The sequence below is a fragment of the Sulfobacillus thermosulfidooxidans genome (genome assembly GCF_001280565.1).
Lineage (GTDB): Bacteria > Bacillota > Sulfobacillia > Sulfobacillales > Sulfobacillaceae > Sulfobacillus > Sulfobacillus thermosulfidooxidans_A.
Genome location: NZ_LGRO01000002.1, coordinates 76,428 through 98,146, shown reverse-complemented (window position 1 = coordinate 98,146; position 21,719 = coordinate 76,428). Strand labels below are relative to the sequence as shown.

Annotated in this window: 22 protein-coding genes; 15 read left to right on the top strand and 7 right to left on the bottom strand. The window is 49.1% G+C overall.

What is annotated here, in order from left to right; translation table 11 throughout:
* Window positions 1-18: 18 nt before the first annotated feature.
* On the bottom strand, window positions 19-1,167 hold the full coding sequence (locus AOA63_RS16020; RefSeq protein ID WP_053960806.1) for an aminotransferase class V-fold PLP-dependent enzyme: 1,149 nt from the start codon (window positions 1,165-1,167) through the stop codon (window positions 19-21).
* Between the two features lie 100 nt (window positions 1,168-1,267).
* Between AOA63_RS16020 and argC the strand changes: the two genes are divergently transcribed.
* The 6 genes from argC to argH all read left to right on the top strand — a co-directional run bounded on the left by argC (window position 1,268) and on the right by argH (window position 8,184).
* Window positions 1,268-2,287 carry an N-acetyl-gamma-glutamyl-phosphate reductase gene (gene argC / locus AOA63_RS16015; RefSeq protein WP_053960805.1) on the top strand — a complete coding sequence of 340 codons (1,020 nt, stop codon included), beginning with the start codon at window positions 1,268-1,270 and terminating at the stop codon, window positions 2,285-2,287.
* 5 nt (window positions 2,288-2,292) lie between these two features.
* A complete protein-coding gene (argJ, locus tag AOA63_RS16010) occupies window positions 2,293-3,531 on the top strand; it encodes a bifunctional glutamate N-acetyltransferase/amino-acid acetyltransferase ArgJ (RefSeq protein WP_053960804.1) in 1,239 nt (412 codons plus the stop codon).
* 27 nt (window positions 3,532-3,558) lie between these two features.
* On the top strand, window positions 3,559-4,314 hold the full coding sequence (argB, locus tag AOA63_RS16005) for an acetylglutamate kinase (protein ID WP_053960803.1): 756 nt from the start codon (window positions 3,559-3,561) through the stop codon (window positions 4,312-4,314).
* Between the two features lie 62 nt (window positions 4,315-4,376).
* Window positions 4,377-5,564: an aspartate aminotransferase family protein gene (locus AOA63_RS16000; protein WP_082344083.1), complete on the top strand. Its 1,188-nt coding sequence runs from the start codon at window positions 4,377-4,379 to the stop codon at window positions 5,562-5,564.
* 5 nt (window positions 5,565-5,569) lie between these two features.
* Window positions 5,570-6,793: an argininosuccinate synthase gene (locus AOA63_RS15995; protein ID WP_053960801.1), complete on the top strand. Its 1,224-nt coding sequence runs from the start codon at window positions 5,570-5,572 to the stop codon at window positions 6,791-6,793.
* Complete coding sequence (gene argH / locus AOA63_RS15990) at window positions 6,793-8,184, top strand: argininosuccinate lyase (protein ID WP_242848392.1); 1,392 nt, start codon at window positions 6,793-6,795, stop codon at window positions 8,182-8,184. Before AOA63_RS15995 ends, argH begins: the two co-directional genes overlap by 1 nt.
* 64 nt (window positions 8,185-8,248) lie before the next feature.
* Here argH and AOA63_RS15985 read toward each other — a convergent pair whose 3' ends face one another.
* The 5 genes from AOA63_RS15985 to AOA63_RS19870 all read right to left on the bottom strand — a co-directional run bounded on the left by AOA63_RS15985 (window position 8,249) and on the right by AOA63_RS19870 (window position 13,296).
* Window positions 8,249-9,070 (bottom strand): FTR1 family iron permease, encoded by an 822-nt coding sequence (locus AOA63_RS15985; RefSeq protein WP_053960800.1) that lies wholly within the window; start codon window positions 9,068-9,070, stop codon window positions 8,249-8,251.
* 130 nt (window positions 9,071-9,200) lie between these two features.
* Entirely contained in the window at window positions 9,201-11,642 is a 2,442-nt protein-coding gene (locus AOA63_RS15980; RefSeq protein ID WP_053960799.1) for a heavy metal translocating P-type ATPase, read from the bottom strand.
* The gene (locus AOA63_RS15975) at window positions 11,630-12,358 is read right to left on the bottom strand and encodes a sulfite exporter TauE/SafE family protein (RefSeq protein WP_171822767.1); all 729 of its coding nucleotides are present in this window, start codon (window positions 12,356-12,358) and stop codon (window positions 11,630-11,632) included. Before AOA63_RS15975 ends, AOA63_RS15980 begins: the two co-directional genes overlap by 13 nt.
* A 73-nt stretch (window positions 12,359-12,431) precedes the next feature.
* Complete coding sequence (locus tag AOA63_RS15970; RefSeq protein WP_053960797.1) at window positions 12,432-13,019, bottom strand: hypothetical protein; 588 nt, start codon at window positions 13,017-13,019, stop codon at window positions 12,432-12,434.
* The gene (locus AOA63_RS19870) at window positions 13,006-13,296 is read right to left on the bottom strand and encodes a FixH family protein (RefSeq protein ID WP_171822766.1); all 291 of its coding nucleotides are present in this window, start codon (window positions 13,294-13,296) and stop codon (window positions 13,006-13,008) included. Before AOA63_RS19870 ends, AOA63_RS15970 begins: the two co-directional genes overlap by 14 nt.
* A 423-nt stretch (window positions 13,297-13,719) precedes the next feature.
* On the opposite strand from AOA63_RS19870, the gene AOA63_RS15960 reads away from it, so the two are divergent.
* The 9 genes from AOA63_RS15960 (at window position 13,720) to AOA63_RS15925 (ending at window position 20,903) form a co-directional block, all read left to right on the top strand.
* Window positions 13,720-14,652 (top strand): NAD(P)-dependent oxidoreductase, encoded by a 933-nt coding sequence (locus tag AOA63_RS15960; RefSeq protein WP_053960795.1) that lies wholly within the window; start codon window positions 13,720-13,722, stop codon window positions 14,650-14,652.
* 12 nt (window positions 14,653-14,664) lie between these two features.
* Window positions 14,665-15,327 (top strand): HAD family hydrolase, encoded by a 663-nt coding sequence (locus tag AOA63_RS15955; protein WP_053960794.1) that lies wholly within the window; start codon window positions 14,665-14,667, stop codon window positions 15,325-15,327.
* A gap of 90 nt (window positions 15,328-15,417) precedes the next feature.
* The gene (locus AOA63_RS15950; RefSeq protein ID WP_053960793.1) at window positions 15,418-16,125 is read left to right on the top strand and encodes a metal-dependent hydrolase; all 708 of its coding nucleotides are present in this window, start codon (window positions 15,418-15,420) and stop codon (window positions 16,123-16,125) included.
* A 24-nt stretch (window positions 16,126-16,149) separates the two neighbouring features.
* Window positions 16,150-16,863 carry a PD-(D/E)XK nuclease family protein gene (locus tag AOA63_RS15945; protein ID WP_053960792.1) on the top strand — a complete coding sequence of 238 codons (714 nt, stop codon included), beginning with the start codon at window positions 16,150-16,152 and terminating at the stop codon, window positions 16,861-16,863.
* An 11-nt stretch (window positions 16,864-16,874) separates the two neighbouring features.
* Window positions 16,875-17,324 carry an OsmC family protein gene (locus AOA63_RS15940; protein WP_082344080.1) on the top strand — a complete coding sequence of 150 codons (450 nt, stop codon included), beginning with the start codon at window positions 16,875-16,877 and terminating at the stop codon, window positions 17,322-17,324.
* A gap of 112 nt (window positions 17,325-17,436) precedes the next feature.
* The gene (locus AOA63_RS19865) at window positions 17,437-17,595 is read left to right on the top strand and encodes a hypothetical protein (protein WP_171822765.1); all 159 of its coding nucleotides are present in this window, start codon (window positions 17,437-17,439) and stop codon (window positions 17,593-17,595) included.
* Between the two features lie 105 nt (window positions 17,596-17,700).
* Window positions 17,701-18,768: a redox-regulated ATPase YchF gene (gene ychF, locus AOA63_RS15935; RefSeq protein WP_053960791.1), complete on the top strand. Its 1,068-nt coding sequence runs from the start codon at window positions 17,701-17,703 to the stop codon at window positions 18,766-18,768.
* 18 nt (window positions 18,769-18,786) lie between these two features.
* Window positions 18,787-20,055, top strand: coding sequence for a glutamate-1-semialdehyde 2,1-aminomutase (gene hemL, locus AOA63_RS15930; RefSeq protein ID WP_053960790.1), 1,269 nt, complete (start codon window positions 18,787-18,789; stop codon window positions 20,053-20,055).
* A gap of 23 nt (window positions 20,056-20,078) precedes the next feature.
* Window positions 20,079-20,903 (top strand): prolipoprotein diacylglyceryl transferase, encoded by an 825-nt coding sequence (locus tag AOA63_RS15925; protein ID WP_053960789.1) that lies wholly within the window; start codon window positions 20,079-20,081, stop codon window positions 20,901-20,903.
* On the opposite strand, the gene AOA63_RS15920 is transcribed toward AOA63_RS15925, so the two are convergent.
* Entirely contained in the window at window positions 20,845-21,669 is an 825-nt protein-coding gene (locus tag AOA63_RS15920) for a L,D-transpeptidase (protein ID WP_053960788.1), read from the bottom strand. The two genes, AOA63_RS15925 and AOA63_RS15920, sit on opposite strands and share 59 nt — an antisense overlap.
* Window positions 21,670-21,719: the final 50 nt, after the last annotated feature.

Here is a 21,719-nt window from a genome sequence, read left to right as displayed (position 1 = left end):
ATTTCGACGATAATATGATTACTTAGCAAGAAGAGCGGTAAGATATTCTACAAACTGGTCAATTTCGTCTTCCGTATTATAAAAATGCGGGGAAATGCGCAACAGTCCCGGCCGTTCATCGATGATGACGTGCTGCTGTGCCAATTGCTGTACGATTTCGTGGGCTCTTTGTGTCTCAAAGAGTACCATACCGCCCCGCTTCTCATCATCAATGGGACTATGCAGGCGAAGAGGCAAATGGGCGGTTTGTTGGAGCAGGCGTCGCGACAAGGTCAAATGTCTTTGGCGAATCGTCTCGAGTCCAACCTGATTGATGATTTCAAGCCCCCCTTGAGCCTGATAGAGGGCCTGGACCGGGGGTGTGCCGAATTCTAACTGGGTGGCATCATCTGCTGGTTCCCAACGAGTATTGTGGAAGGCAAAAGGTTCTTTTGAACCAAGCCAGCTCGCAACGGTGGGCGGAAACGCTCGGCGAATATGTTCAGGGGTCCACAAAAAAGCCGTGCCCGGTCCCCCAAGAAGCCATTTCAGCACGCCGCCCACATAAAAGTCCACGTGACTTTGATGTAATTGTAAGGGAAAGGTGCCAACCGCATGGTACCCATCAATAGCGATGAGAGCCCCCTTGTCATGGGCTATTTGTGCCAAGGTTTCGATATCTTGAATGGCTGATGTTAAATAGAAAACATGGCCCGTAGCCACTAATGCGGTGTCAGTGTCGATTGCCTTGGCCCAGTCATCTAAATCAATGGTGAGACCATCGCGACTTTTGACAACGACAACTTCTACCCCTAAGGGCTTTTTCACAAGCCATTGATAGACGGTGGTGGGGAAGTCCAGTTCACTGACAACTACTTTGGGTCGCTTGGGGAATAGGGGAGCCACCATGGAAGCAACCATAGTTAATGCTGTCGACACGTTGGGCGAGAGAGCAATATCACGAGAAGATGCACTGAGAATGGGGCTCAACAAATCTTTAATGCGTTGCAACTGGGGAAACCATTCTTTCCAGGCTTCGGTACCTCCCTCATTCCATAAATCCAAAAAATGCTGAATGTACTGGGTTGAACGCTTGGGAAGCGCACCCAGTGAACAATTATTTAAATATAATTGGTGATGTAAAAGAGGGAATTCTTCACGAATTGTTAGAATTTCTTGATCTGTCATGTCTTGTTGATGGCCTCCTTATGTCACACTGCCCGTGATTATGGTAGCGTATTTTGTCTCGGGGCGGTTAAGAAATGTTGTTGAATAATAATTCAATAGAATGTATAATCATTCTCGAGGTGACACCATGCGCGCTGTGGTCGTAGGAGCGACGGGATATGCTGGTCAAGAGGTCGTTAAAATCCTTGCCCGACATCCCGAATTTGAGATTGTGGCACTCACATCAAGCCGGCAACAACACGAGCCTGTCTCTCTATTTTTTCCGTATTTATTCCGGGGACCGTCGGAGTTTATCGATCCCAAAGAATTAAGCGATATGGAATTTGACTGGGTTTTTAGTTGTCAGGGGCCGAAGCAAGCGACACCCCATTTTTTTGAGTGGATTGAACGGGGGGCGCGGATTGTCGACTTATCGGCCGATTTTCGTTTTCAAGATATAAACGTTTATGAACGAGCTTATGGTTCGCATCCGGCACCGGAATTATTAGCCCTATCTAAAGGCGGCTATGCTGACGATCCTTACATGCATTATGACGATGGTATGCGGATTTTAGGCAATCCTGGGTGTTATCCCACGGCATTTAATGCGGCGATTGCCCCTTTAATCGCTGCGGGTCAGTCACTGCCTTTAGTGATTGTCGATGGCAAATCTGGGGTGAGCGGCGCGGGACGAACACCCCGGGAGCATTTGATGATGGCTGAAATGGTAGAAAATGTTACCCCGTATAATGATCCGGGAAAACATCGACATACCTTTGAAATGGAAGCCGTGACCGGGCAGAGGGTCGTCTTTCAGCCACATTTGATGCCTATGGCTCGGGGAATGGAGTTAACAATCTACATTCCCAACAGTTCCTTGTCAGCAAACCGGGTGGTGGAATTATGGCAGGATTATTATGACGGCAATAGGTTTATCACTGTCCTCTCGCCGGGTCAGAAGCCCGAAACCCGTCGTGTACGGGATACAAACCGGGTCGAGCTGGGTGTCTCAGCCGACGAACGCTCCAAGACCTTGGTTTTATATTCCGCATTGGACAATTTACAAAAAGGGGCAGCCGGTCAGGCGGTTCAACATGTCAATCGGTGGATGAATTGGCCCATGGAATTAGGTTTGGAGTGACAAAGATGATAAGAAATATTATAGAACCCGCCTTGGCACACATGACTTGGAAAATGGGGAATATTACCACGCCATTAGGGTTTAAGGCTTTTGGGACGGCTGCTGGCATTCTTAGGGGTCGTCCGGATATGGCCCTGATCTGGTCGGTCAAACCGGCTGTGGTTTCTGGATTGTTTACGACGAATACGGCTAAGGCATGGCCTGTATTGCTGACTCAAAAAACTGTCTATCACGGATTATGTCAGGCCGTCATTATTAATGCGGGCAATGCCAACGCGGCGACTGGTCCCCAAGGAGAAAAAGACGCGGCCCTTATGCAGGAACGTACGGCCAGAGGTCTCAATATTCCGCCCTCCTTTGTCGCTGTCGCATCGACTGGAGTCATTGGTGTGCCTCTTCCTATGGACAAGATTGATCAGGGTATTGATCAGTTGTTGGAACAATGGGAACAGCACCGGGACTGTGACGGCAAAACCGCCAGTGAAGCGATTTTGACGACAGACCAGGTTCCTAAAGTATTAGCCGCCGATGTCACTCTGCCAGAAGGCACGGTGCGCTTGGGCCTGATGGCCAAGGGCTCCGGGATGATTTATCCTAATATGGCAACCATGTTAGCTTTTGTTACCACAGATGCCGTGATTGACAAAGAGCTTCAAGACCATCTTTTGCGTCAGGCTGTGGACCGAAGTTTTCATCGTATTTCCGTGGATGGCGATCCCTCAACCAATGATATGGTATTAATGATGGCTAATGGGTTTAGCCGCGTGGTTATTGAAAGTCCGGAATCGGTTAACCTTTTTCAATCGGCCTTGACACATTTATTGCGGCAAGCCGCGCGCATGATCGCGGATGATGGAGAGGGAGCTACTCATCTCATTACGTGTCATGTCAAAGGTGCTCAGTCAGAAGAGGATGCAGCCCAAAAGGCACGCGCCGTGGTGCGTTCTAACTTGGTTAAGGCAGCCATTTATGGGCAAGACCCTAATTGGGGAAGAATTTTGGCAGCTATCGGGACAACCCCCGGGGCCTTTGAACCCGATCAGGTCGCCATTCGGATTGGTCCCCTGACCTTATTTGACCGCGGTCTGCCCACCCATTTCGATGAAGATGAAGCCAAAGAGATTATGGGCCAACATGAAGTGGTGATTGAGGTAGACCTACACAACGGATCTCATGATGCCCAGGCCTGGGGTTGTGACTTGACCGAGCGTTACGTTGAAATCAATGCCCATTACCGCACGTAGTGTCATGATAGGAGAGGCAAAAATTTTATGCGTGTTGTGATCAAAGTGGGAGGAAGTGTCTTAAGTGATGGGCCCGGTAACTCGCCATGGATGAGGGAAATCCAAGCTTTTGTGGCGGAAGGTCATCATCTGGTCGTTGTCCATGGAGGCGGACCCGCGATTTCCGAAAGCTTAAGACAAACTCAAACCCCGGTTCAATTTTATCAAGGGCAACGCATAACGACTCCCGAAGTTTTAGGGCATGTTATCAGGATCTTACGGGGAGAAATGAATGCTCTGCTAGTTCACGCGTTAAATCGCCAAGGTATTACAGCCATCGGACTTTCAGGAATGGATGGCGCTTTCATGGTCGCGAGGCATCTGCCTCCGAAGGAGCTTGGCTATGTGGGATATATTAGCCATGTCAAAACGGACTTGCTAGAGCGCTTATGGTCTTTAGGATACGTTCCGGTGATTGCGCCTTTGGCGCCCAATGAATCGCATACCGAAATTTTAAATTGTAACGGGGATGGGGTGGCCGAGGCTGTGGCCCGTCACTTGGGAGCAGATTTGCTGGTATTTTATACCGATCGTGGTGGACTCAGGACAAGTCCAGCTCCGGACGCCTCCATCGTGGATCATCTGAGTCAGGATGAAATTAGTTTCTGGATTGAACAAGGGAAAGCGACCGAGGGGATGATTCCGAAATTGCAAGCAGCCCAAAGAGCTTTGCAGGGGGGAGTCAAGCAGGTATTGATTGGGGCGTTTTATGATGATCGAGACCGGACAACACACATCGTCTAGATTAGGCGATGGTGTGACACGATGGCGGCAGGAACAATGACGAAAGGGGCACGACAAAGAGAATGGCAATGACGGAAAATCATCTCATGGCCGTATATGCACGCTATCCCGTGACATTAAGTCATGGTCAAGGCGCTGAAGTATGGGACATTCATGGCAAACACTACTGGGACTTCTTGGCGGGAATTGGAGTCAATGCCTTAGGCTATAACCATGACCGTGTGGCTAAGGCTCTGAATCAAGCTCTAAGCCTTACGCACACCTCAAACTTGTTTTGGCACCAGCCCGGGATTGACTTAAGCAATAAAATGGCCGAGATCACTGAAGGGTACTGGTCGTTATGGGCCAATAGCGGGACGGAAGCTAATGAAGCCGGAATTAAGCTAATGCGCCGCTATGGGAAGACGGTGGGGCGCTCGGCGATTCTCAGTTTAAGTGGAGGATTTCATGGGCGTACGATGGGCTCGTTGTCGGCCACATTTGTTCCGGCCTATCAAGACCCTTTTACTCCTTTAGTGCCCGGATTTTATGAAGTCGAGGCAGGAAATCTGTCCGCATTAGAAGAAGCGCTAGACCGTTTTAAACCTTGTGGGTTGATTGTCGAAACGATTCAAGGAGAAGGAGGAGTTGTTCCTCTTCCTCCTGGATATTTATCCCAAGCCGCCAAACTCGCTCAGGATGCTGGTACGCTTTTGATGGTCGATGAAGTGCAGACGGGAATGGGACGAACCGGGGATTGGTTTGGGTTTCAGCACGAAGGCATTAAGCCGGATATCATTACGGTGGCCAAAGGGCTTGGTGCGGGGATCCCCATTGGCGGCATGTTAGCCAAAGAAGAGGTGGCCCAGTATTTTCAGCCCGGAGATCACGGGACCACATTTGGAGGTAATCCTTTGGCTGCAAGTGTGGCATTAGAAGTTTTAGACTGGCTACAAAGCGAAGGACTCGAGCATGTCCGCCAGATGGCTCCCAAAATGGAAGCTAAGCTGACAGCCTTGCAAGACGCCTTCCCCGAGATTGTCAGCGGCTACCGGGGACGAGGGCTCATGTGGGGACTGGTTGTCAAGACACCCGCCAAAACTTTGGTATTGGACGCGCTTGATAAAGGCCTGATCTTAAATGCACCGAAGCCTGATGTCATTCGCATGTTGCCGCCGCTTATTATCGATGATCGTGCACTCGATGCATTTTTTGAGATTATGACCCAGGTTTTCTCATCATATATCACATCACAACGTGAAGGAGCGTAACAAAGATGGTTGACGGGATTCATCCTCATGACACGGTGGTTTTGGCCTACTCCGGAGGGTTAGATACCTCCATTATTATTCCCTGGCTCAAAGAAAACTATGGGGTCGAGGTGGTGGCTTTTTGTGCGGATTTAGGTCAAGGGGAAGACTTAAATAAAGTCCGGGACAAAGCGTTTGCTTCGGGCGCCAAAGCGGTTGTGATTAAAGATTTGCGACAAGAATTTTTAACGGACTATGCGTTTCCCATGCTGAAATCCCAGGCCATATACGAAAATGTCTATTTGCTTGGCACGGCCATTGCCCGGCCGTTAATTGCTAAGCACCTCGTTGAGGTAGCCAGAGAATATCACGCGACCGCGGTCGCCCATGGAGCCACGGGAAAGGGCAATGACCAAGTCCGCTTTGAATTGGGTGTCATGGCCTGGGCGCCAGATTTGAAAGTGATTGCACCATGGCGGGAATGGCACATTACCGGGCGGAATGAGGCGATGGCTTATGCCAAGGAGCATAATATTCCGGTATCGGCGACACCTTCGAGTCCCTACTCTCGTGATCAAAATCTCTGGCATATTAGCCATGAAGGTGGTGTACTGGAAGATCCCAGCGTGAAAACCCCACCCGATGTTTATACCTGGACCACTGATCCACTGAAGGCGCCAAATACCCCGGAGTGGGTGCGAGTTCGCTTTGAAAAAGGAGTCCCGGTGGCTATTAATGGTGAGGAGAAAGATCCCGTCGATTTGATGCAAACCCTTAACCAGCTAGGCGCCAAGCACGGAATAGGACGGGTCACCATGGTTGAAAACCGTCTCGTGGGGATGAAATCTCGAGGGGTCTATGAAACACCTGGAGGCACCATTCTTTACACGGCGCATCAGGGTTTAACCTCTTTGACCTGGGATCGTGAAACGCAAGCCTTTGCTCAAACTGTGGCGCTTCGCATGGCCCGGTTGATTTACGATGGCTTTTGGTTTTCGGCATTGCGGGAATCGCTGATGGCGTTTGTCAATGCGGCTAATGATGTCGTAAGCGGCGAGGTGGATGTCATGCTCTATAAGGGTTGCGCCACGGTCCATGCCATGACCTCGCCGTTCTCTTTGTATTCGGAAGATTTGGCGACTTTTGACGGGGGTCAATACAACCACCACGATGCAGAAGGGTTTATTCACCTCTTTGGCCTTCCCTTAGCGGTCAGGCAGCGTCTTTTGCAACAACGGGGTGATGCTTAATGGATATGGCTCGAAGTCCCAGACTTCAGGCTCAACTGGATCAACAAGCGGCCCATTTTACAGCGTCGGTGTTTTTTGATTGGCGGTTACTTCCCTACGATGTGAGAGGCTCTATTGCCCATGTGACGATGCTGGCGGAACAGCAGATAGTGACGGCGGAAGCGGCCGAGAAGATTATTGCGGGTCTCGAACAAATCCGTCAGGAATGGGAAACTGGTCAATTGACCCCTCGTCTCGAATGGGAAGATGTGCATATGAATGTCGAGGGACGTTTGGCCGAGATTATTGGCCCGGTGAGTGGAATGCTGCATACAGCGCGCAGCCGCAATGACCAAGTGGCTTTAGACATGCATCTTTATATGTTAGATGTTGGGGAACAATTGCAGTGGGGTTTGCTGGATATGATCCATGCCCTCGTCGAGCGTGCAGCCGCCGATTTAGATGTCATTATACCGGGTTATACGCATATGCAAGCTGCGCAGCCTGTCCTGTTGTCCCATCACTGGCTAGCGTATAAGAGTATGTTTGTGCGGGATTTTGAGCGTTTAAGCCAATGGCGGGAGCGAACCAATTATTCACCTCTAGGGGCCGGGGCCTTAAGCGGAACCCCCTATCCTACCAATCCTGCCCGGACTGCTGAATTATTAGGTCTTGCACGCGTGTATGACAATTCGATTGACGCCGTTTCAGACCGTGATTTTCTTCTTGAGTTTTTGTCTTGGGCTTCCTTGACTATGGTGCATATGAGCCGGCTAGCGGAGGAACTTGTATTGTGGTCTAGTCAAGAATTTGGTTATGTGCGCATCTCCGATGCTTATTCAACCGGATCGTCCATTATGCCGCAAAAACGGAATCCTGATGTTGCGGAATTAACCCGTGGAAAGGCGGGGCGCGTGATAGGGCGCTTGCAAGGTCTATTGACCACGATGAAAGGCTTGCCTCTCGCCTATGATTCGGATATGCAAGAAGACAAAGAAGCCGTCTTTGATGTGGTTGACACCATGAACAGTGTGCTGACCGTTGTCTCTGGGATGTTAAGAACATTGACGGTCAATCGCGATCGCATTGCCAAACGCCTCGGCAACGATTTTACGGCGGCCACAGATCTCGCCGATATGCTGGTGAAGTCGGGAATGACCTTCCGCGAAGCACATCACTTGGTTGGGCATGTCGTCACTGCCTTAGAATCTCTCGGCAAGGGCTTTGGGGATGTCGATGCAAATTGGCTGAAATCCGTTGCTCCTCAGGTTAATCCGGAGTGGCTGAAACAACTGAGTCCGGAGAACCTGGTGGAAAAACGCCAGCAACCCATGGGTACAGCGCCCAAGCGGGTCAAGGAGCAAATTGCCGCAACCCAAAAGTGGCTGGCAGATCAGGGTTACCGACCTTAAAAGTTTTTGGGATAGGCTACAAAAGTGTCCGTGGGCAAGGCAATATCTGCTAGCCCAGGGACCTTTAGCTTCTGACGGGGATTTTTGGGGAGACTTTGAGATAGCGCGGGATAGTCAAAAGGAGAAATCCCACATAGACGCCCATTTGTAATCCGGTGGGAGACTGGGCATATCCTACGAAGGTGTGGAGAATGTCGCCCAAGACACTGGATTCACTGAGGAAGTGACCCGTGTTCCATAAAATCCAGTGGCCACCTGGCAACCAATGTATGTTTTGAAAGTCTTCGACCCCATCCGCAAGCAATGCCGAGGCAAAAATCAATAATAACGTACCAAACACGTTAAAAAAGGTTCTCAACGGTAATCCACGACCTAAATGATAAATGGCATAACTAGCATAGATGCCAATGCCAAGACCGATTAACGCCCCTAATATCATGGCGCCCGATGTGGTGTGGAAGCTGAGGGCAAGGATAAAAACAGTGGTCTCAAGTCCTTCCCGCCCGACAGTGATACCTGCTAACAATACCAGGGCCCAGCGTTTCGAATCATTTAACGATTTTTCGACGTGTTCTTGGAGGTCACGCTTGAGGTGGGGACTTTGATTTTTCATCCAAAAGCTCATGCCCGTGAGTAATATGGCAGCCAGAACATAGGTCAGGGCTTCAAGTATGGTCTGTAAGGATGTTCCCGTGTAGGCATGAATGGTAAACCAAATGACCATACCTAAAAACCCGTCTATAGTTAAGGCGATGAGAATACCAGTCCACACTTGCCCATAAAGATTAGGGGGAGCATGGATTTGCTTTAAATAACTAAAGATGATGGCAACAATAAGACTGGCTTCAAGAGATTCCCGGGCAAAAATCACGGCCGTGGCGAGCACTGACAATTCCTCCGTTTTCCTTTGGATGGGATAGTATTGTCTTTAGCTAATCCCCCAAAATTATACGTTATATATAATGATAATCGTTATCAATAAAAAAGAAAAGCCCGAAAAGATGATCCTATTCGGGCTATAAACCGAGCCATGCAATAAGAGCCAGTGAAGTTCCCACACCTAGCGCCACACTGGTTCCCAAAATGTAGCGTTTGGGTGAAAAGCCTAAAATACGCAGAGAATTTGCCAAGACAAATGCGGAGGAAAGTAGCATGGCCACCGCCGCGATGAAAGGACCCGTATACCCTAAAGCCGCAGCTGGTAAAGCCAGAACATTGTAAAATAATGCCCATAGTAGATTTTGCTTAATTATCCGGGTGACTTGTTTGCTTGTGGTTAATGTGTCAACCAGGCTCATCAAATTGGGACGGGTCAAAGTTAAGTGTCCGGCTTCAATAGCGATATCTGATCCCGTGCCCATGGCGATACCCAGGTGGGCTTTAACGAGGGCCGGTGCATCATTAATTCCGTCCCCGACAAACGCCACATGATGACCTTCTGATTCTAATTTTTCCACTAAGGTCGCCTTGTCAATGGGTTTTTGCCGTGCATAATAGCGGGTGATGCCTAATTTTTGTGCCATGACGCGTGCGGCTTCTTCTGAGTCGCCCGTGGCCATAATAACCTGGATACCTTGCTGTTCCAAGGATGAAATGGCTTCTCTGGCGTGGGCGCGGGGCTGATCTTCTACACTGAAAATGGCTTGAATGGTGTGATCGACAACGACTTTGGCAATGGTACGCCCTTCTTCTTGCCATTGCCTCAATTTTTCTTGCATCTCCGAAGAAAGTTGTTCGCTTCCATCCAATTGTCCAATATGCACCTCATGACCAGCCACTTGCCCTTTAATACCCCACCCCGGTTCTTCGGTGAATTGTTCAATGGGTAAATAGCTGACATGCTGTTGTTCCAGGTATTTAGTTACAGCGGCCGCAATGGGGTGTTCCGATGCCAATTCCAATGACCCGACAAGTTGCATGATTTCGGGATTCATGGGCCAAAACTCCGTTAATGTCATCTGTCCGGTGGTTAAGGTGCCGGTTTTATCCATAATGACCATATCCACATCACTAGCGCGCTCTAAGGCGTCATCACTCCGTAACAACATTCCGTAGCCACCTAATCTTTGGGCGCCGGCTAGAACGGCTAATGGTGTGGCCACACTTAATGCACAAGGACAGGCAATAACAAACACAGCAATCATGTTTAAGAGAGCGGGTGCCGTTCCTGCCTTGGCTACCAAATCCCAATAGACAAAGGTGAGCAGTCCAAATACTAATACGGAGGGGACAAAAATGCGTAACACGCGGTCAGCTAATTTACGCCATTGTCCTTGGGCTCCTTGAGCCGCTTTAACGAAACGGGACGTTTGCGCCAAAATCGTGTCATCTGCGACCCTAAGAGCTTTAATAACAAGTCTACCTGTGGAATTCACGGTTCCGGCATAGACAATATCCCCTGGCTTTTTGTCTACAGGGACGGCTTCTCCGGTTAAGAACGCTTCATTAATAGCCGAATGCCCCTCAATCACATTCCCATCGACGGGCACCTTTTCTCCGGGGCGTACCACTATCTGATCGTCGACGTGGACTTGGGAAATATCGGTTTGAATTTCTTGTCCGTCTTTTAGAACCCAGGCAGATTTGACACTAAGCCGTGAAAGCATGCGGACGACTCCGGCAGCCCGGTTGCGTGTGCCGACTTCTAAGTTTCGGCTTAACAGCAAAAAGGTAATAAACATGGTGGCGGTATCAAAATAGAGATACTTGCCGCCACTGAAGATGGTATAGATACTATATCCATAGGCGGAAAGGCTCCCAATGGATATCAACAAATCCATTGTCGGCACACCATGACGCAATGAGGACCAGGCTCCCCTAAGAAACGGCCATCCGCTAAAGAAGACCGTGGGAGTCGCTAAAGCCCACAATCCGTATTCCAGGCTATCACGCAAAGTGGGAGGAAATTGGGGCAAGTAGCCCGACCACACCGGTACGCTAAACATCATAACAAAAATCGTTAACACCACAGAAATGCCAAATCGGCGCAGCAGGACTAAATCGCGGTCGAATTCCAATTCTTCGTCAGATGTTTCCCGCTCTTTAGCATCATAGCCGAGCTTGATAATAGCTTGTTCTAACTCATGAGACGAGGTGGTAGAGGCATCCATCGCCACTTGGGCGGTGCTGGTGGCGAAATCAATTTGAGCGCCCAACACCCCGGGCATACGGGTTAGAACTTGTTCGACCAAAATACTACAGGACGCACACCACATCCCATCAATATCAATGGTCACCGTCTTGGGATCGGCATTAAGTGGCAACACCGGAGTAGGGGTGGTGATACTTTCACGTAAGTTTTCCCAGTTTACCCCAGGCCGGCTTTTTAATTCTTTAATTTCTTCGTCGCCCATTAACCGCCATAATTCTCGGCAGCCATGACAACAAAAGATGTGTCCATCGCCTGGCACTTCTGTGACAACAGGTTGCTCACATAAATAACAGGTTAAAACAGCCATGGATTGACCTCCGGTATCCAACCATTTACCGCTAAACCGCGGAGCATAAAGATGATGCCGCTAAGAGCAATTAAGCCTGCAGCAATATAAGAGAACTTCCGCCCTTGCAGTCTTTTGGATCCGTACCACCCCGCAATAGCCACGCTTAATAAAGCCGGACTTGTGCCAATGCCAAATACCAGCAAGATGAGCGCTCCCGACAATGGGGATGCGGTGGCGGCAGCGGATAAGAGCATCGCAAAAATTAAACCGCAGGGATGAATGCCCAAAATTAATCCTGCAATGAAAGCGGCACGCGGGCTGCGAATTGTCATGAGTTTGCGGAATGTTTTTTTGATCGGTCCCCACTGCAAAAGGGACCATTTTTCCATAAAACCGCCGCCATGGCCGGTTTTCAGTTCATCAAGGGCCCAAAGAATCATCATCCCGCCCCCGATAATCCCGGCGGCAGCATCTAGACCAGTTGCATGTCCCGCCGTGTTGACAAAATGTCCCAGTGCTCCAAAAATGGCTCCCATAATGGTAAAGGATAAAATTCTTCCTAAATTATGGGCTAAATGGCTTTGAATGACATACTTGGGCGGATGCACGGCTTGAGCTGACTGATTACGATATGACATACTAAATGCCAGGACGAACGGTCCACACATACCTGTGCAGTGAAGAAAACCTTGCAAGAGTCCGACACCTAAAGCCCACAGCAATAAAGCACCCATAATGAATGATTCGCCTCTTTTCGGTAGACAGGCTCTGATCCCGCGCCATTTGCGGACCAGAATATGCCCTCAATCAACACCAACCGTGTCCCGCTAAAACGCTGCCGATAATCATAAGAGCCATTGCCGGGGTCACGAGAAGCCCAAGCCACGATTGTCGATCCAAAATGATGTACCAGGATGCGCCGGCAATCGCCCCCATGAGATACAAAATTAAATCCACCTCAACAAGCAAAGGAGTATGCTGGTCAATAAAAACATTGAGGGCAGGAATAATCCAAAGAAAATCCACCGCCATGCCTAATAAAATAAATGCTATGGATAGAGCTTTAATGCGGCGGTAACGGATTTCATCCGGCGTATCGGGCATGAGGGCTTTGATCGCACTCGTTGACCACTTTAGGACCCATGGTCCTAGGGCCAACCCGCCCAATAGTCCTGTCATCAAAATCGCTGTGTATTGTAAGGTGTGATTATCGACACAGCCTTTACTGTCCGCGATGTAACTAAGATATTGAATGTGATAGGACACCGCACCAGCATACCCCAGCAATGAAATAACTAGTGCGACATAACGCCATCCTTTATTTCGGATGGTGCGAATCATGCCCTGATGCGGTATGTTTTGATCGGTTGACGGTCCCATATTAATTGCTGACATTAACGGTAAACGACTCCTTCATGGTTTTACCTTGTGACATGATATCTGTCGTAATTTTCCACGGGCCAGCCATTAAGAACACGCTTTGACCACTATAATGTCCAGAACCATCATTTTTCAAGGTCATGGTTTGGGGCGGCATATCCATATCCGTCATGGTTAAATGCATCACGACTTTGGCGTGGCTTAAGGGCTGTCCATTAGCGGCCACCAGGTTAACCTTCGCATAAAAGGGTTTTAATGCGACGGGAGGTGATGGCTGGTACGTCAATGTCATTTTCACACCAGATGGCGCGATCACAACCCTGTCTTTTGCGATTGATGGGGTGCTCGCCGTGGAAGTTTGACCACATCCTGTTATTGACACCGACAATAGCGCTGCGAAAAAGGTTCCCATAATGATTTTTGATCCATTGTTCGACACTGCCGTACCGGCCATCTCCTTCTGATCTAGATAAATGACACTAGGTAAAAAAAGACCCCAAACTTCTTTCGTTATTATAACGCAAGTCATTCGGATGGCGGTTATCAGCTTACGTGGTAAATGGTTCACTCAGTGGCGGGGAATGGATATTCCCAAGGCCAAAAGGCTATGAAGGGATCCTTTTGTTCTTTTCTCGAGACAAGAGTCTGGTATGCTTAATAAAAAGGAAGTGACATGTCATGAATTCGCCCTCTTCCCCATACGGGTGATGGTGGCATGACGCGCTCATTGTCTTATATTATCGACAAATCCAAAAAACGATCGTTAACAAAGGAGAGATGGATTCTGAAGGAGCGCATTGGTTTTATTGGACTGGGAATTATGGGCCAAAAAATGGCACGGAATTTACTGCGCCATCAACCGATTAATGTTTATAACCGGACAAAAGAACGGGCCACCATGCTTATCCAGCAAGGCGCCACATGGTACGATAGCCCAAGCTCATTGGCCCAAGCTAGCCACATCGTCTTCATCATGGTCACCGACGATCAAGCCTTACGCGATGTGATATTAGGCGATCAGGGCGTATTAGCAGGAATTCAGCCGGGAACTTTGGTCGTCGATCACTCTACCGTATCCCCTCAAGTGACCAAAGAATTGGCAGAACAGGTGCGCCAAAGCGGCGGATCATGGGCGGATGCGCCGGTCACAGGCGGTGACATCGGCGCCGACCAGGCGACTCTAACCATTATGGTAGGAGGAGATGCCAGGGACTTTCAGCGGGTTGAACCTTATTTGCAGCAAATGGGGAAGCGTATATTACACGTGGGAGCTGTCGGTCAGGGGCAGACCCTGAAATTGGTATCCAACATGGTGTCGGCATTAAACTTGATGGCGGCAGCCGAAGGATTGCAATTTGGATTGCACCAAGGTCTTGATTTAAAGGATATGGAGACCGTTATGAGTTTTGGCTCCGCACAAAGTTATGAACTGAGCAAAGTATTGGATCGCCTGAAGCATGACGACTTTACCCCGGGGTTTTCTGTGGCTAACCGTTTAAAGGATTTGCGGCTGGCTATCGAAATGGCTCAGCAAAATCAGTTTTCGGCCGACTTGGGTCGATGCGCTTTGCCTCTCTATCAAAAACATGCTGAGAGGGGATCCATGAATTTAGACGAATCTAGTTATGTTAAACGCTGGAATGATTAGGGGAGAGAATGGTTGACACAAGCCTTACTGTTTGATTTGGACGGAACGATTTTGGATACCACAGAATTGATTGTGCAGAGTTTTCTCTACACCTTCGAGCAGGGACTTGGGGAACGGGTCAGCCGCGAAGAGGTGTTAGTTCATTTTGGAAAATCTTTGGATGATCAATTCCGGATAATGCGTCCTCATCTTTCTGCAGAAGAAGTCAAACGCTTGGTCACTCTATACCGAACCCACAACCACGCGCATCATGACCAGATGGTGTCTTTGATCCCTGGGGCCGGAGAGATATTGCGACAATTACGCCAGAGCACGCTCTCTTTGGCAGTCGTGACGTCTAAACGGCTCGATATGACGCAGCATGGTCTGAAGTTATTTGGCTTAGCCGAGATATTTCAGACGATTATTCATCACGACTCCACTCTTCATCATAAACCGCATCCCGAACCCATTTTACGGGCACTGGGGGAACTTTGTGTGTCCGGGGAGGATGCTTGGTATATTGGCGATAGCCCTTATGATATGATGGCGGCCAAAAAGGCGGGGTGCCGCGCCATTGGGTTTTGTTATAACACCTTTAGGCCCGAGCAACTTGAAGAAGCGGGCGCTGATTCTCTTGTTTATTCATGGCCAGAACTTTATGCTTTGTGGCAGAAGAGCTTTTCCGGACAATAACCCATTTTTCGGGTATTGTCCACCATTCACCTGACTTAGACGTATTATTTGATGAGACAAACCAGGAAGACAGAAAGGAGACGGATGATTATGAGCCTTGATGGGGCGGAGTTAACATGGTTGGGACACGCATCTTTTGTACTCAAGTCACCAGGTGGACGCTATATCGTTTTTGATCCCTGGCTGGAAGGCAACCCCAAGTGCCCACCAGAATTCTATAACTGGGATAAAGCCGATTATATTCTTCTTACGCATGGACATTTTGACCATATGGGCAGTGCGGAAATGTTGGCCAAAAAAACTGGAGCCACAGTCATCAGTAATTTTGAAATCGCTACATACTTGGCGTCTTTGGGTGTTTCGAATACGATTGGCATGAACAAAGGTGGCACCTTGGAATTTGGCGACATTAAAATCACCATGGTTTATGCCGACCACAGTTCGGGCATTAGCACCGACACGGGGATTATTTATGGAGGCGAAGCGGCGGGTTTTGTTGTGACCTTGGAAAATGGATTGAGCATTTATCATGCCGGAGACACCAATGTTTTTGGTGACATGACCTTAATTAAAACCCTGTATGCGCCTGACGTGGCGTTATTACCCATCGGCGGACACTACACAATGAGCCCCAAAGAAGCAGCCTATGCGGTAGATCTTTTAGAACCAAAAGTTGTAATTCCGATGCATTATGGAACCTTTGATGCGCTTAAGGGAAGCCCCGATGCGTTAAAGGATTTGCTGGCTGATAAGCCGGTGACCCTCGAAGTTTTACAACCCGGCCAACAATACCGGTAAGATGATCAAAAGGAGGCCCGGATTATGGAGGCGCCCAAATCCAAAAAACTGAAAACTTTTGCGCCATCGCTGACAGGCCGGTGCCTCCGCTACGCCGTAATGGATCTGCTCGGTTTTGGACGTCTGCTAACGGACGAGACGTTAACGGCAATGCACTCGGGCGCGTCATGGCACAAGACATTTCAAGCGGAGTTGCTTCAAAAAAGTGATGTGATAGGTCTTGAGGTGCCTATCAAGGATGGCGATTTAGGCATCTCAGGACGGATTGATGCGGTGATTGAAGAAAACGGGCAACACATTGCCATCGAATACAAGACGGTCCACGACGAGAAATTTCGAGCGATATGCCAAGACGGTCCGATTTTTGACCATTGGGCTCAACTCGCCTTGTACGTCAATATTGGCGGGTACGATCAGGGCCGCTTAATTGTTGATAATCGCGAAACTCATGAACGGTTATTGTGGACGATCTTTCCTGATTCCCGTTGGAAACAATGGATGACTAACAGGATTGAGCGAGCTAGGGAATATCAGCAAAAACGGGTCTTGCCACCCAGGGAAGTGAGTGTGCGCTGTTTGCACTGTGACCGCTGGCAACGGTGTTTTAAGAGTGAAGAAGAACGGGGACAGGCGGTCTCTTCTCATCCTCATTGGGAACCTGATCCGCCCTTTCCCGATTCGTTCTTTCTGTTGGGCGCCCACATTGCGTTGGATGAAGAAGCCGGCAATTCCAATTAAGAAGGGATATGATGAATGTGGCACATGTTGATGTGAAATATACTGGGGATATGCAGTTCGTTGCCACGGCACCGACGGGGCATTCAGTGGTCATTGATTCATCACCAGAGGTTGGGGGAAAAAACTCGGGCGTGCGGCCGATGGATTTGACTCTGATGGCACTAGGAGGGTGTACAGGCATTGATGTGGTGTCCATTCTTAAGAAAATGCGGGTAAACTTAGACAGCTTTACCATGGATATTGATGGAGAACGTGCTTCAGACCATCCGAAAGTCTACACTAAAATCTTTCTCAATTACCGTTTTTCCACCCCAGATGATGCCCAAGACAAAATCTCACGGGCTGTTCACCTGAGTCAGGAAAAATATTGCAGTGTCTCACAGATGTTGGTGAAATCAGCGGTCATCGAAGCGCGGATTTTCATTAATGGAGAATTGGTCGAGACACTGAGTCATTCTTAGAGATTGATTCGTCCTTTTTTCCAGCATGAATCCCTTCTCAATGGGACACGCTAAATTTGCGCCATTTTTTCCGGCAGAGTTCGGCGAGTCGCAATTAAGGGAGGACTTTGGGATGGACAACCAGAAACAAGACGAAAAACCCCTAAAAACATTGAGTCAGGAACAATTTCAACAAGAAGTGGCACGGGAATTAGGGATTGATTTAAGTCCAGCGGACCAAGTCAAAAAACCGCAAAATGACGACAATGCACTACCAGATACTAGCGAGTAGATTATTTTGGACGGTAGCTCACAACAAACCTCACGTCAAATTAGGCGTGAGGTTTCTTTGTGGAGTCCCATTTTGTATAATCGGGAAAGAAATGGGGGACCAGTAGTGGATGTTGGACTGATTGGATTGCCATTATCTGGCAAGACCACAGTATTTAACTTATTGACAAACTTAAAAGCGGACACCAATAACTTTGGTGCCGGGAAAACCGAATCGCGCAGGGGACTGGCACCTATTCCTGATCCGCGTTTGGATCGCTTAGAGCAGATGTATCATCCGCGTAAAAAGACGCCGGCTACAATAACCGTAGTTGACGTCCCGGGATTAAGCCGTGCTGATAACGGGGGACCAAACCGTTTTCTCAATGATGTGCGGATGGTTGATGCTCTCGTGCACGTAGTGCGTGGCTACCATTCGGATTTGCTTGGGGAGCCTCATTTGCTGGAAGATATTCAAGAAATGGAATTGGAATTAGGGTTGTCCGATCTCGATCTTTTGGAAAAGCGTCGAACGCGGATTAACAGTGGCAAAAAAATCACGGCAGAACTTAAGCAAGAATTAGCCTTGATTGACCGCCTGATTGATGCCTTGGAGAATGATCGTCGGTTGCATCAAATGGATTTACCGGAAGACGATTTACGTCTGATTCGAGGCTACCAATTTCTGACCTTGAAACCCGCCATATGGGTGATCAATCTTGACGATCACGCATTTTCCTCGGGCCAATATCCCGATAAAGAGGCGATTGAAGCTTTGGCCCGTGACAAAGGGATTCCTGTTGTTTTAATGGCGGCGGCAATGGAACAGGAGATGGAAGAGCTCGAACCCGAAGATCGGCAAATTTTTATGCAAGATTTGGGCATAGAAGAATCCGGATTGGCACGTGTTGCCCAGGCTATTTACCACAAACTCGGACTGATTTCATTTTTAACAGCTGGAGAAGATGAAGTCCGGGCATGGACGATTCACGAGGGCACGGCGGCTAAAGAGGCGGCAGGTAAAATTCATTCGGATATTGAGCGTGGATTTATTCGGGCTGAAGTGGTGGCGTTTCATGATTTAGACCAAGCAGGAAGTATGGTGCGTGCCAAAGAACTAGGACTGGTGCGACTAGAAGGAAAAGACTATATCATGAAAGACGGAGATATTGTAAACTTCCGGTTTAACGTTTAAACGAAAAGAGGAACCACAGTGGAGAGTTATTGGCAAAGAGCCCAGAATGTGTTACCCGGTGGAGTAAATTCTCCTGTCCGGTCTTTTAAAGGGGTGGGAGGAGAACCGTTTTTTGTTAAACGGGGACAAGGCCCGTATCTATTTGACGACCAAGGACGCCAGTACATTGATTTTGTCATGAGTTATGGCCCGCTCATTTTGGGTCACGCCCATCCCAGAATTGTCGCCGCCGTCAGCGAGCAGGCCACCCAAGGTTTAAGCTATGGCGCACCAACGGATTTGGAGGTGGAAATGGCCGAAACGCTGGTCGACGCTGTGCCGGGGCTAGAAATGGTTCGCATGGTCAATTCCGGCACGGAAGCGACAATGGCCGCGATTCGGGTTGCCCGGGGGGTCACAGGGCGGGACCGTATCCTCAAATTTGCCGGATCTTATCATGGGCACGGCGATTCTCTTCTGGTCAAAGCCGGATCAGGAGCAGCGACCATGGGCGTTCCGGACTCTCTGGGCGTTCCTAAAGCTCTAGCCGAGCTCACCTTAACCGTTCCCTACAATGACGTGGACGCTCTCAAAGCGGTTTTTGATGCGGTTGGAGACCAAATTGCCGCGGTGATTATGGAACCGGTGGCGGGCAATATGGGAACAGTTTTGCCTCAGCCAGGATTTTTAGAGACGGTAAGACAATTAACCCGTCAATACGGATCCTTGTGGATTGTCGATGAGGTTATGACAGGTTTTCGGGTCGCGTGGGGCGGTGCCTCTCGTCTTTTTGGCCTAGAACCCGACCTGGTGTGTTTAGCCAAAGTGATCGGAGCGGGCATGCCAGTGGGTGCTTATGGCGGGAAAAAATCCTACATGCAAGAAGTGGCCCCGCTTGGTCCGGTTTATCAAGCTGGCACTTTATCTGGTAATCCGGTTGCGATGGCGGCAGGATTGGCCCAATTACACGAGATTCATCAACCTGATTTTTATTCCCAATTAGAACAGAAAACGCGGACACTGGCCGAAGAACTGGTGGCACGCGGACGGGCTTACGGTATTGCTGTGAGTGCCAATACGATAGGCGGCATGTTTACCTTGTTCTTTTCGGATACGCCTCCCCAAAATTTTGATGACGTTTCTCAGAGTGATCATGCCCGGTACCGTAAATTTTTCCATGGTATGCTAGAACAAGGGGTATTCTTTCCTCCATCGCCTTTTGAAACCGCATTTCCTTCTTGGGCGCACACGGAGGCAACTATCCAGGCGACACTTGACGCTGCGGATCGAGTCTTTCAGCAGCTATAAGATGATATAAAGAGAGGGAATTTATGTATATTGCAAAACTGCATCCGTTTGCCTTTAAAATCGGCCCCATTGGCGTGCACTGGTATGGAATCTTCATGGTGCTCGCGATATTGGGAGGATCTTATTATCTGATCGAACGGGGAAAACAATTGGGAGAAGACCCTGATTATCTCTCCAATGTCACGTTATGGACGGTTCTATGGGGAGTTATTGGGGCAAGGCTCGTATTTGTCTTGGCCAACGAACCGCAGTGGATTTGGACGGATCCGGTGCAGATCTTGCGGATTTGGGATGGTGGGCTAGCATATGACGGAGCGGTGGGTCTAGGGGTTTTTGCGTTATGGTACCAGTTGCGTAAAAAACCTCTAGTTTTTAATTATCTCGTAGACTGGACGGTTCCGGGCATTGGTCTTGGTATCTTTATGGTCCGTATCGGCAATATTTTTAACCATGAAGTGCTGGGACGGATGACCGAGTTAGGGTTTGGACGTTGGCCTGAACAACTCTGGGGTTCTTTTATCGGGGTATTTTTAATTCTCCGCTATTTTTGGCTGGAGCGCCACCGGACTCCGCCACCAGGATATCAGTTCTGGTCGGCCATGTTCTATTACGCGATCTTGCGCGGATTCATCGGCGAAACGACGCGGGACAATCCTTTGTATCTCATCCATTACATTAACCCTTATTGGGGAATTGGATTTACCACGTTAATGCAGCTCTTTACGCCGCCGATTTTGATCTTTACAGGTCTCATGATGCGGCGAACATGGCGTAAATCAGCAACACGGCTCATTCCTCCGGGTAAGACAGTGGTGTCGATGAGCTCGGAGGCGTCTGGCCAAAAATAATAACTGGGGTGCCTAAGTCAGCGAAATCCCAGACCCATTTGGCATTGTCAATGATGTGTTGAGGATGAGGATTATGTGTGCGGGTGGAGAGCTGGATGCAACCATGACTACGGGGAATACCAAAGTGATGATTCCACCAAGCGCCGTGAATCGCTATGCCCCGGTAAATATACTGGGCATAAGGAACATGATGGACGTCCCAGTAATCCTCGGTTCCCGGTGTTCCCCCCTGCATATGATCATCAAGGACCCGGCGGAAAATGTAGAATGTCCCGGTGGGTGTTGTCCAGTGAGGGCTCGCCCCAGTGGATACGGGCATAACACGCACTAAGGTTTCGTCTTCATATGCTTCCATGGTTTGCGTTGTCAAATCCACCCGCAGGACCTTTCCATCATCGGTATGCAGCACTGTTTGCTCGGTGCCGTCCTGATCATGGATTACACAAGCAATTGTGGTCGAATCCGGCCAAAAGCGTGCGGGATGCAAGGCAAATTCATGGGGGCCTTGTGGTGTAATCACAAAGTTTTCCCGGGGCTCAAGCGTGATATCATGATACAGGGACGATACGTTTATGGAGCCGTGGGTTTTGATCATTAAGGGATAGAGAATGCCGACGCGTGTTGGGTGAGGCAAAAATGTGATGGGTTGACCGGTTAAAGCTTGGACAGGAATGCCGAAGCCGTAGTCCATGAAGCCCCAGGTCAAAGCCCACACAACTATCACGGCAACAAAAAGGACCGGTTTGAAATAATTGTGCCATAGCACTTGGCCACGTCGCCTCCTTGATTAGGGGGGCCAAGAAAGGAGTGAAGATA

Excerpts from the sequence above, each read along its gene's own strand:
- AOA63_RS15960 (WP_053960795.1), top strand. The coding sequence starts at position 13,720 with ATGACGCGCTCATTGTCTTATATTATCGACAAATCCAAAAAACGATCG.
- argH (WP_242848392.1), top strand. The coding sequence starts at position 6,793 with ATGGATATGGCTCGAAGTCCCAGACTTCAGGCTCAACTGGATCAACAA.
- argB (WP_053960803.1), top strand. The coding sequence starts at position 3,559 with ATGCGTGTTGTGATCAAAGTGGGAGGAAGTGTCTTAAGTGATGGGCCC.
- AOA63_RS15950 (WP_053960793.1), top strand. The coding sequence starts at position 15,418 with ATGAGCCTTGATGGGGCGGAGTTAACATGGTTGGGACACGCATCTTTT.
- AOA63_RS16020 (WP_053960806.1), bottom strand. The coding sequence starts at position 1,167 with ATGACAGATCAAGAAATTCTAACAATTCGTGAAGAATTCCCTCTTTTA.
- AOA63_RS15925 (WP_053960789.1), top strand. The coding sequence starts at position 20,079 with ATGTATATTGCAAAACTGCATCCGTTTGCCTTTAAAATCGGCCCCATT.
- AOA63_RS16000 (WP_082344083.1), top strand. The coding sequence starts at position 4,377 with ATGGCAATGACGGAAAATCATCTCATGGCCGTATATGCACGCTATCCC.
- AOA63_RS15980 (WP_053960799.1), bottom strand. The coding sequence starts at position 11,642 with ATGGCTGTTTTAACCTGTTATTTATGTGAGCAACCTGTTGTCACAGAA.
- argC (WP_053960805.1), top strand. The coding sequence starts at position 1,268 with ATGTATAATCATTCTCGAGGTGACACCATGCGCGCTGTGGTCGTAGGA.
- AOA63_RS19865 (WP_171822765.1), top strand. The coding sequence starts at position 17,437 with ATGGACAACCAGAAACAAGACGAAAAACCCCTAAAAACATTGAGTCAG.
- AOA63_RS15940 (WP_082344080.1), top strand. The coding sequence starts at position 16,875 with ATGAATGTGGCACATGTTGATGTGAAATATACTGGGGATATGCAGTTC.
- AOA63_RS15970 (WP_053960797.1), bottom strand. The coding sequence starts at position 13,019 with ATGTCAGCAATTAATATGGGACCGTCAACCGATCAAAACATACCGCAT.
- AOA63_RS15945 (WP_053960792.1), top strand. The coding sequence starts at position 16,150 with ATGGAGGCGCCCAAATCCAAAAAACTGAAAACTTTTGCGCCATCGCTG.
- AOA63_RS15995 (WP_053960801.1), top strand. The coding sequence starts at position 5,570 with ATGGTTGACGGGATTCATCCTCATGACACGGTGGTTTTGGCCTACTCC.
- AOA63_RS15975 (WP_171822767.1), bottom strand. The coding sequence starts at position 12,358 with ATGGGTGCTTTATTGCTGTGGGCTTTAGGTGTCGGACTCTTGCAAGGT.
- argJ (WP_053960804.1), top strand. The coding sequence starts at position 2,293 with ATGATAAGAAATATTATAGAACCCGCCTTGGCACACATGACTTGGAAA.
- AOA63_RS19870 (WP_171822766.1), bottom strand. The coding sequence starts at position 13,296 with ATGACATTGACGTACCAGCCATCACCTCCCGTCGCATTAAAACCCTTT.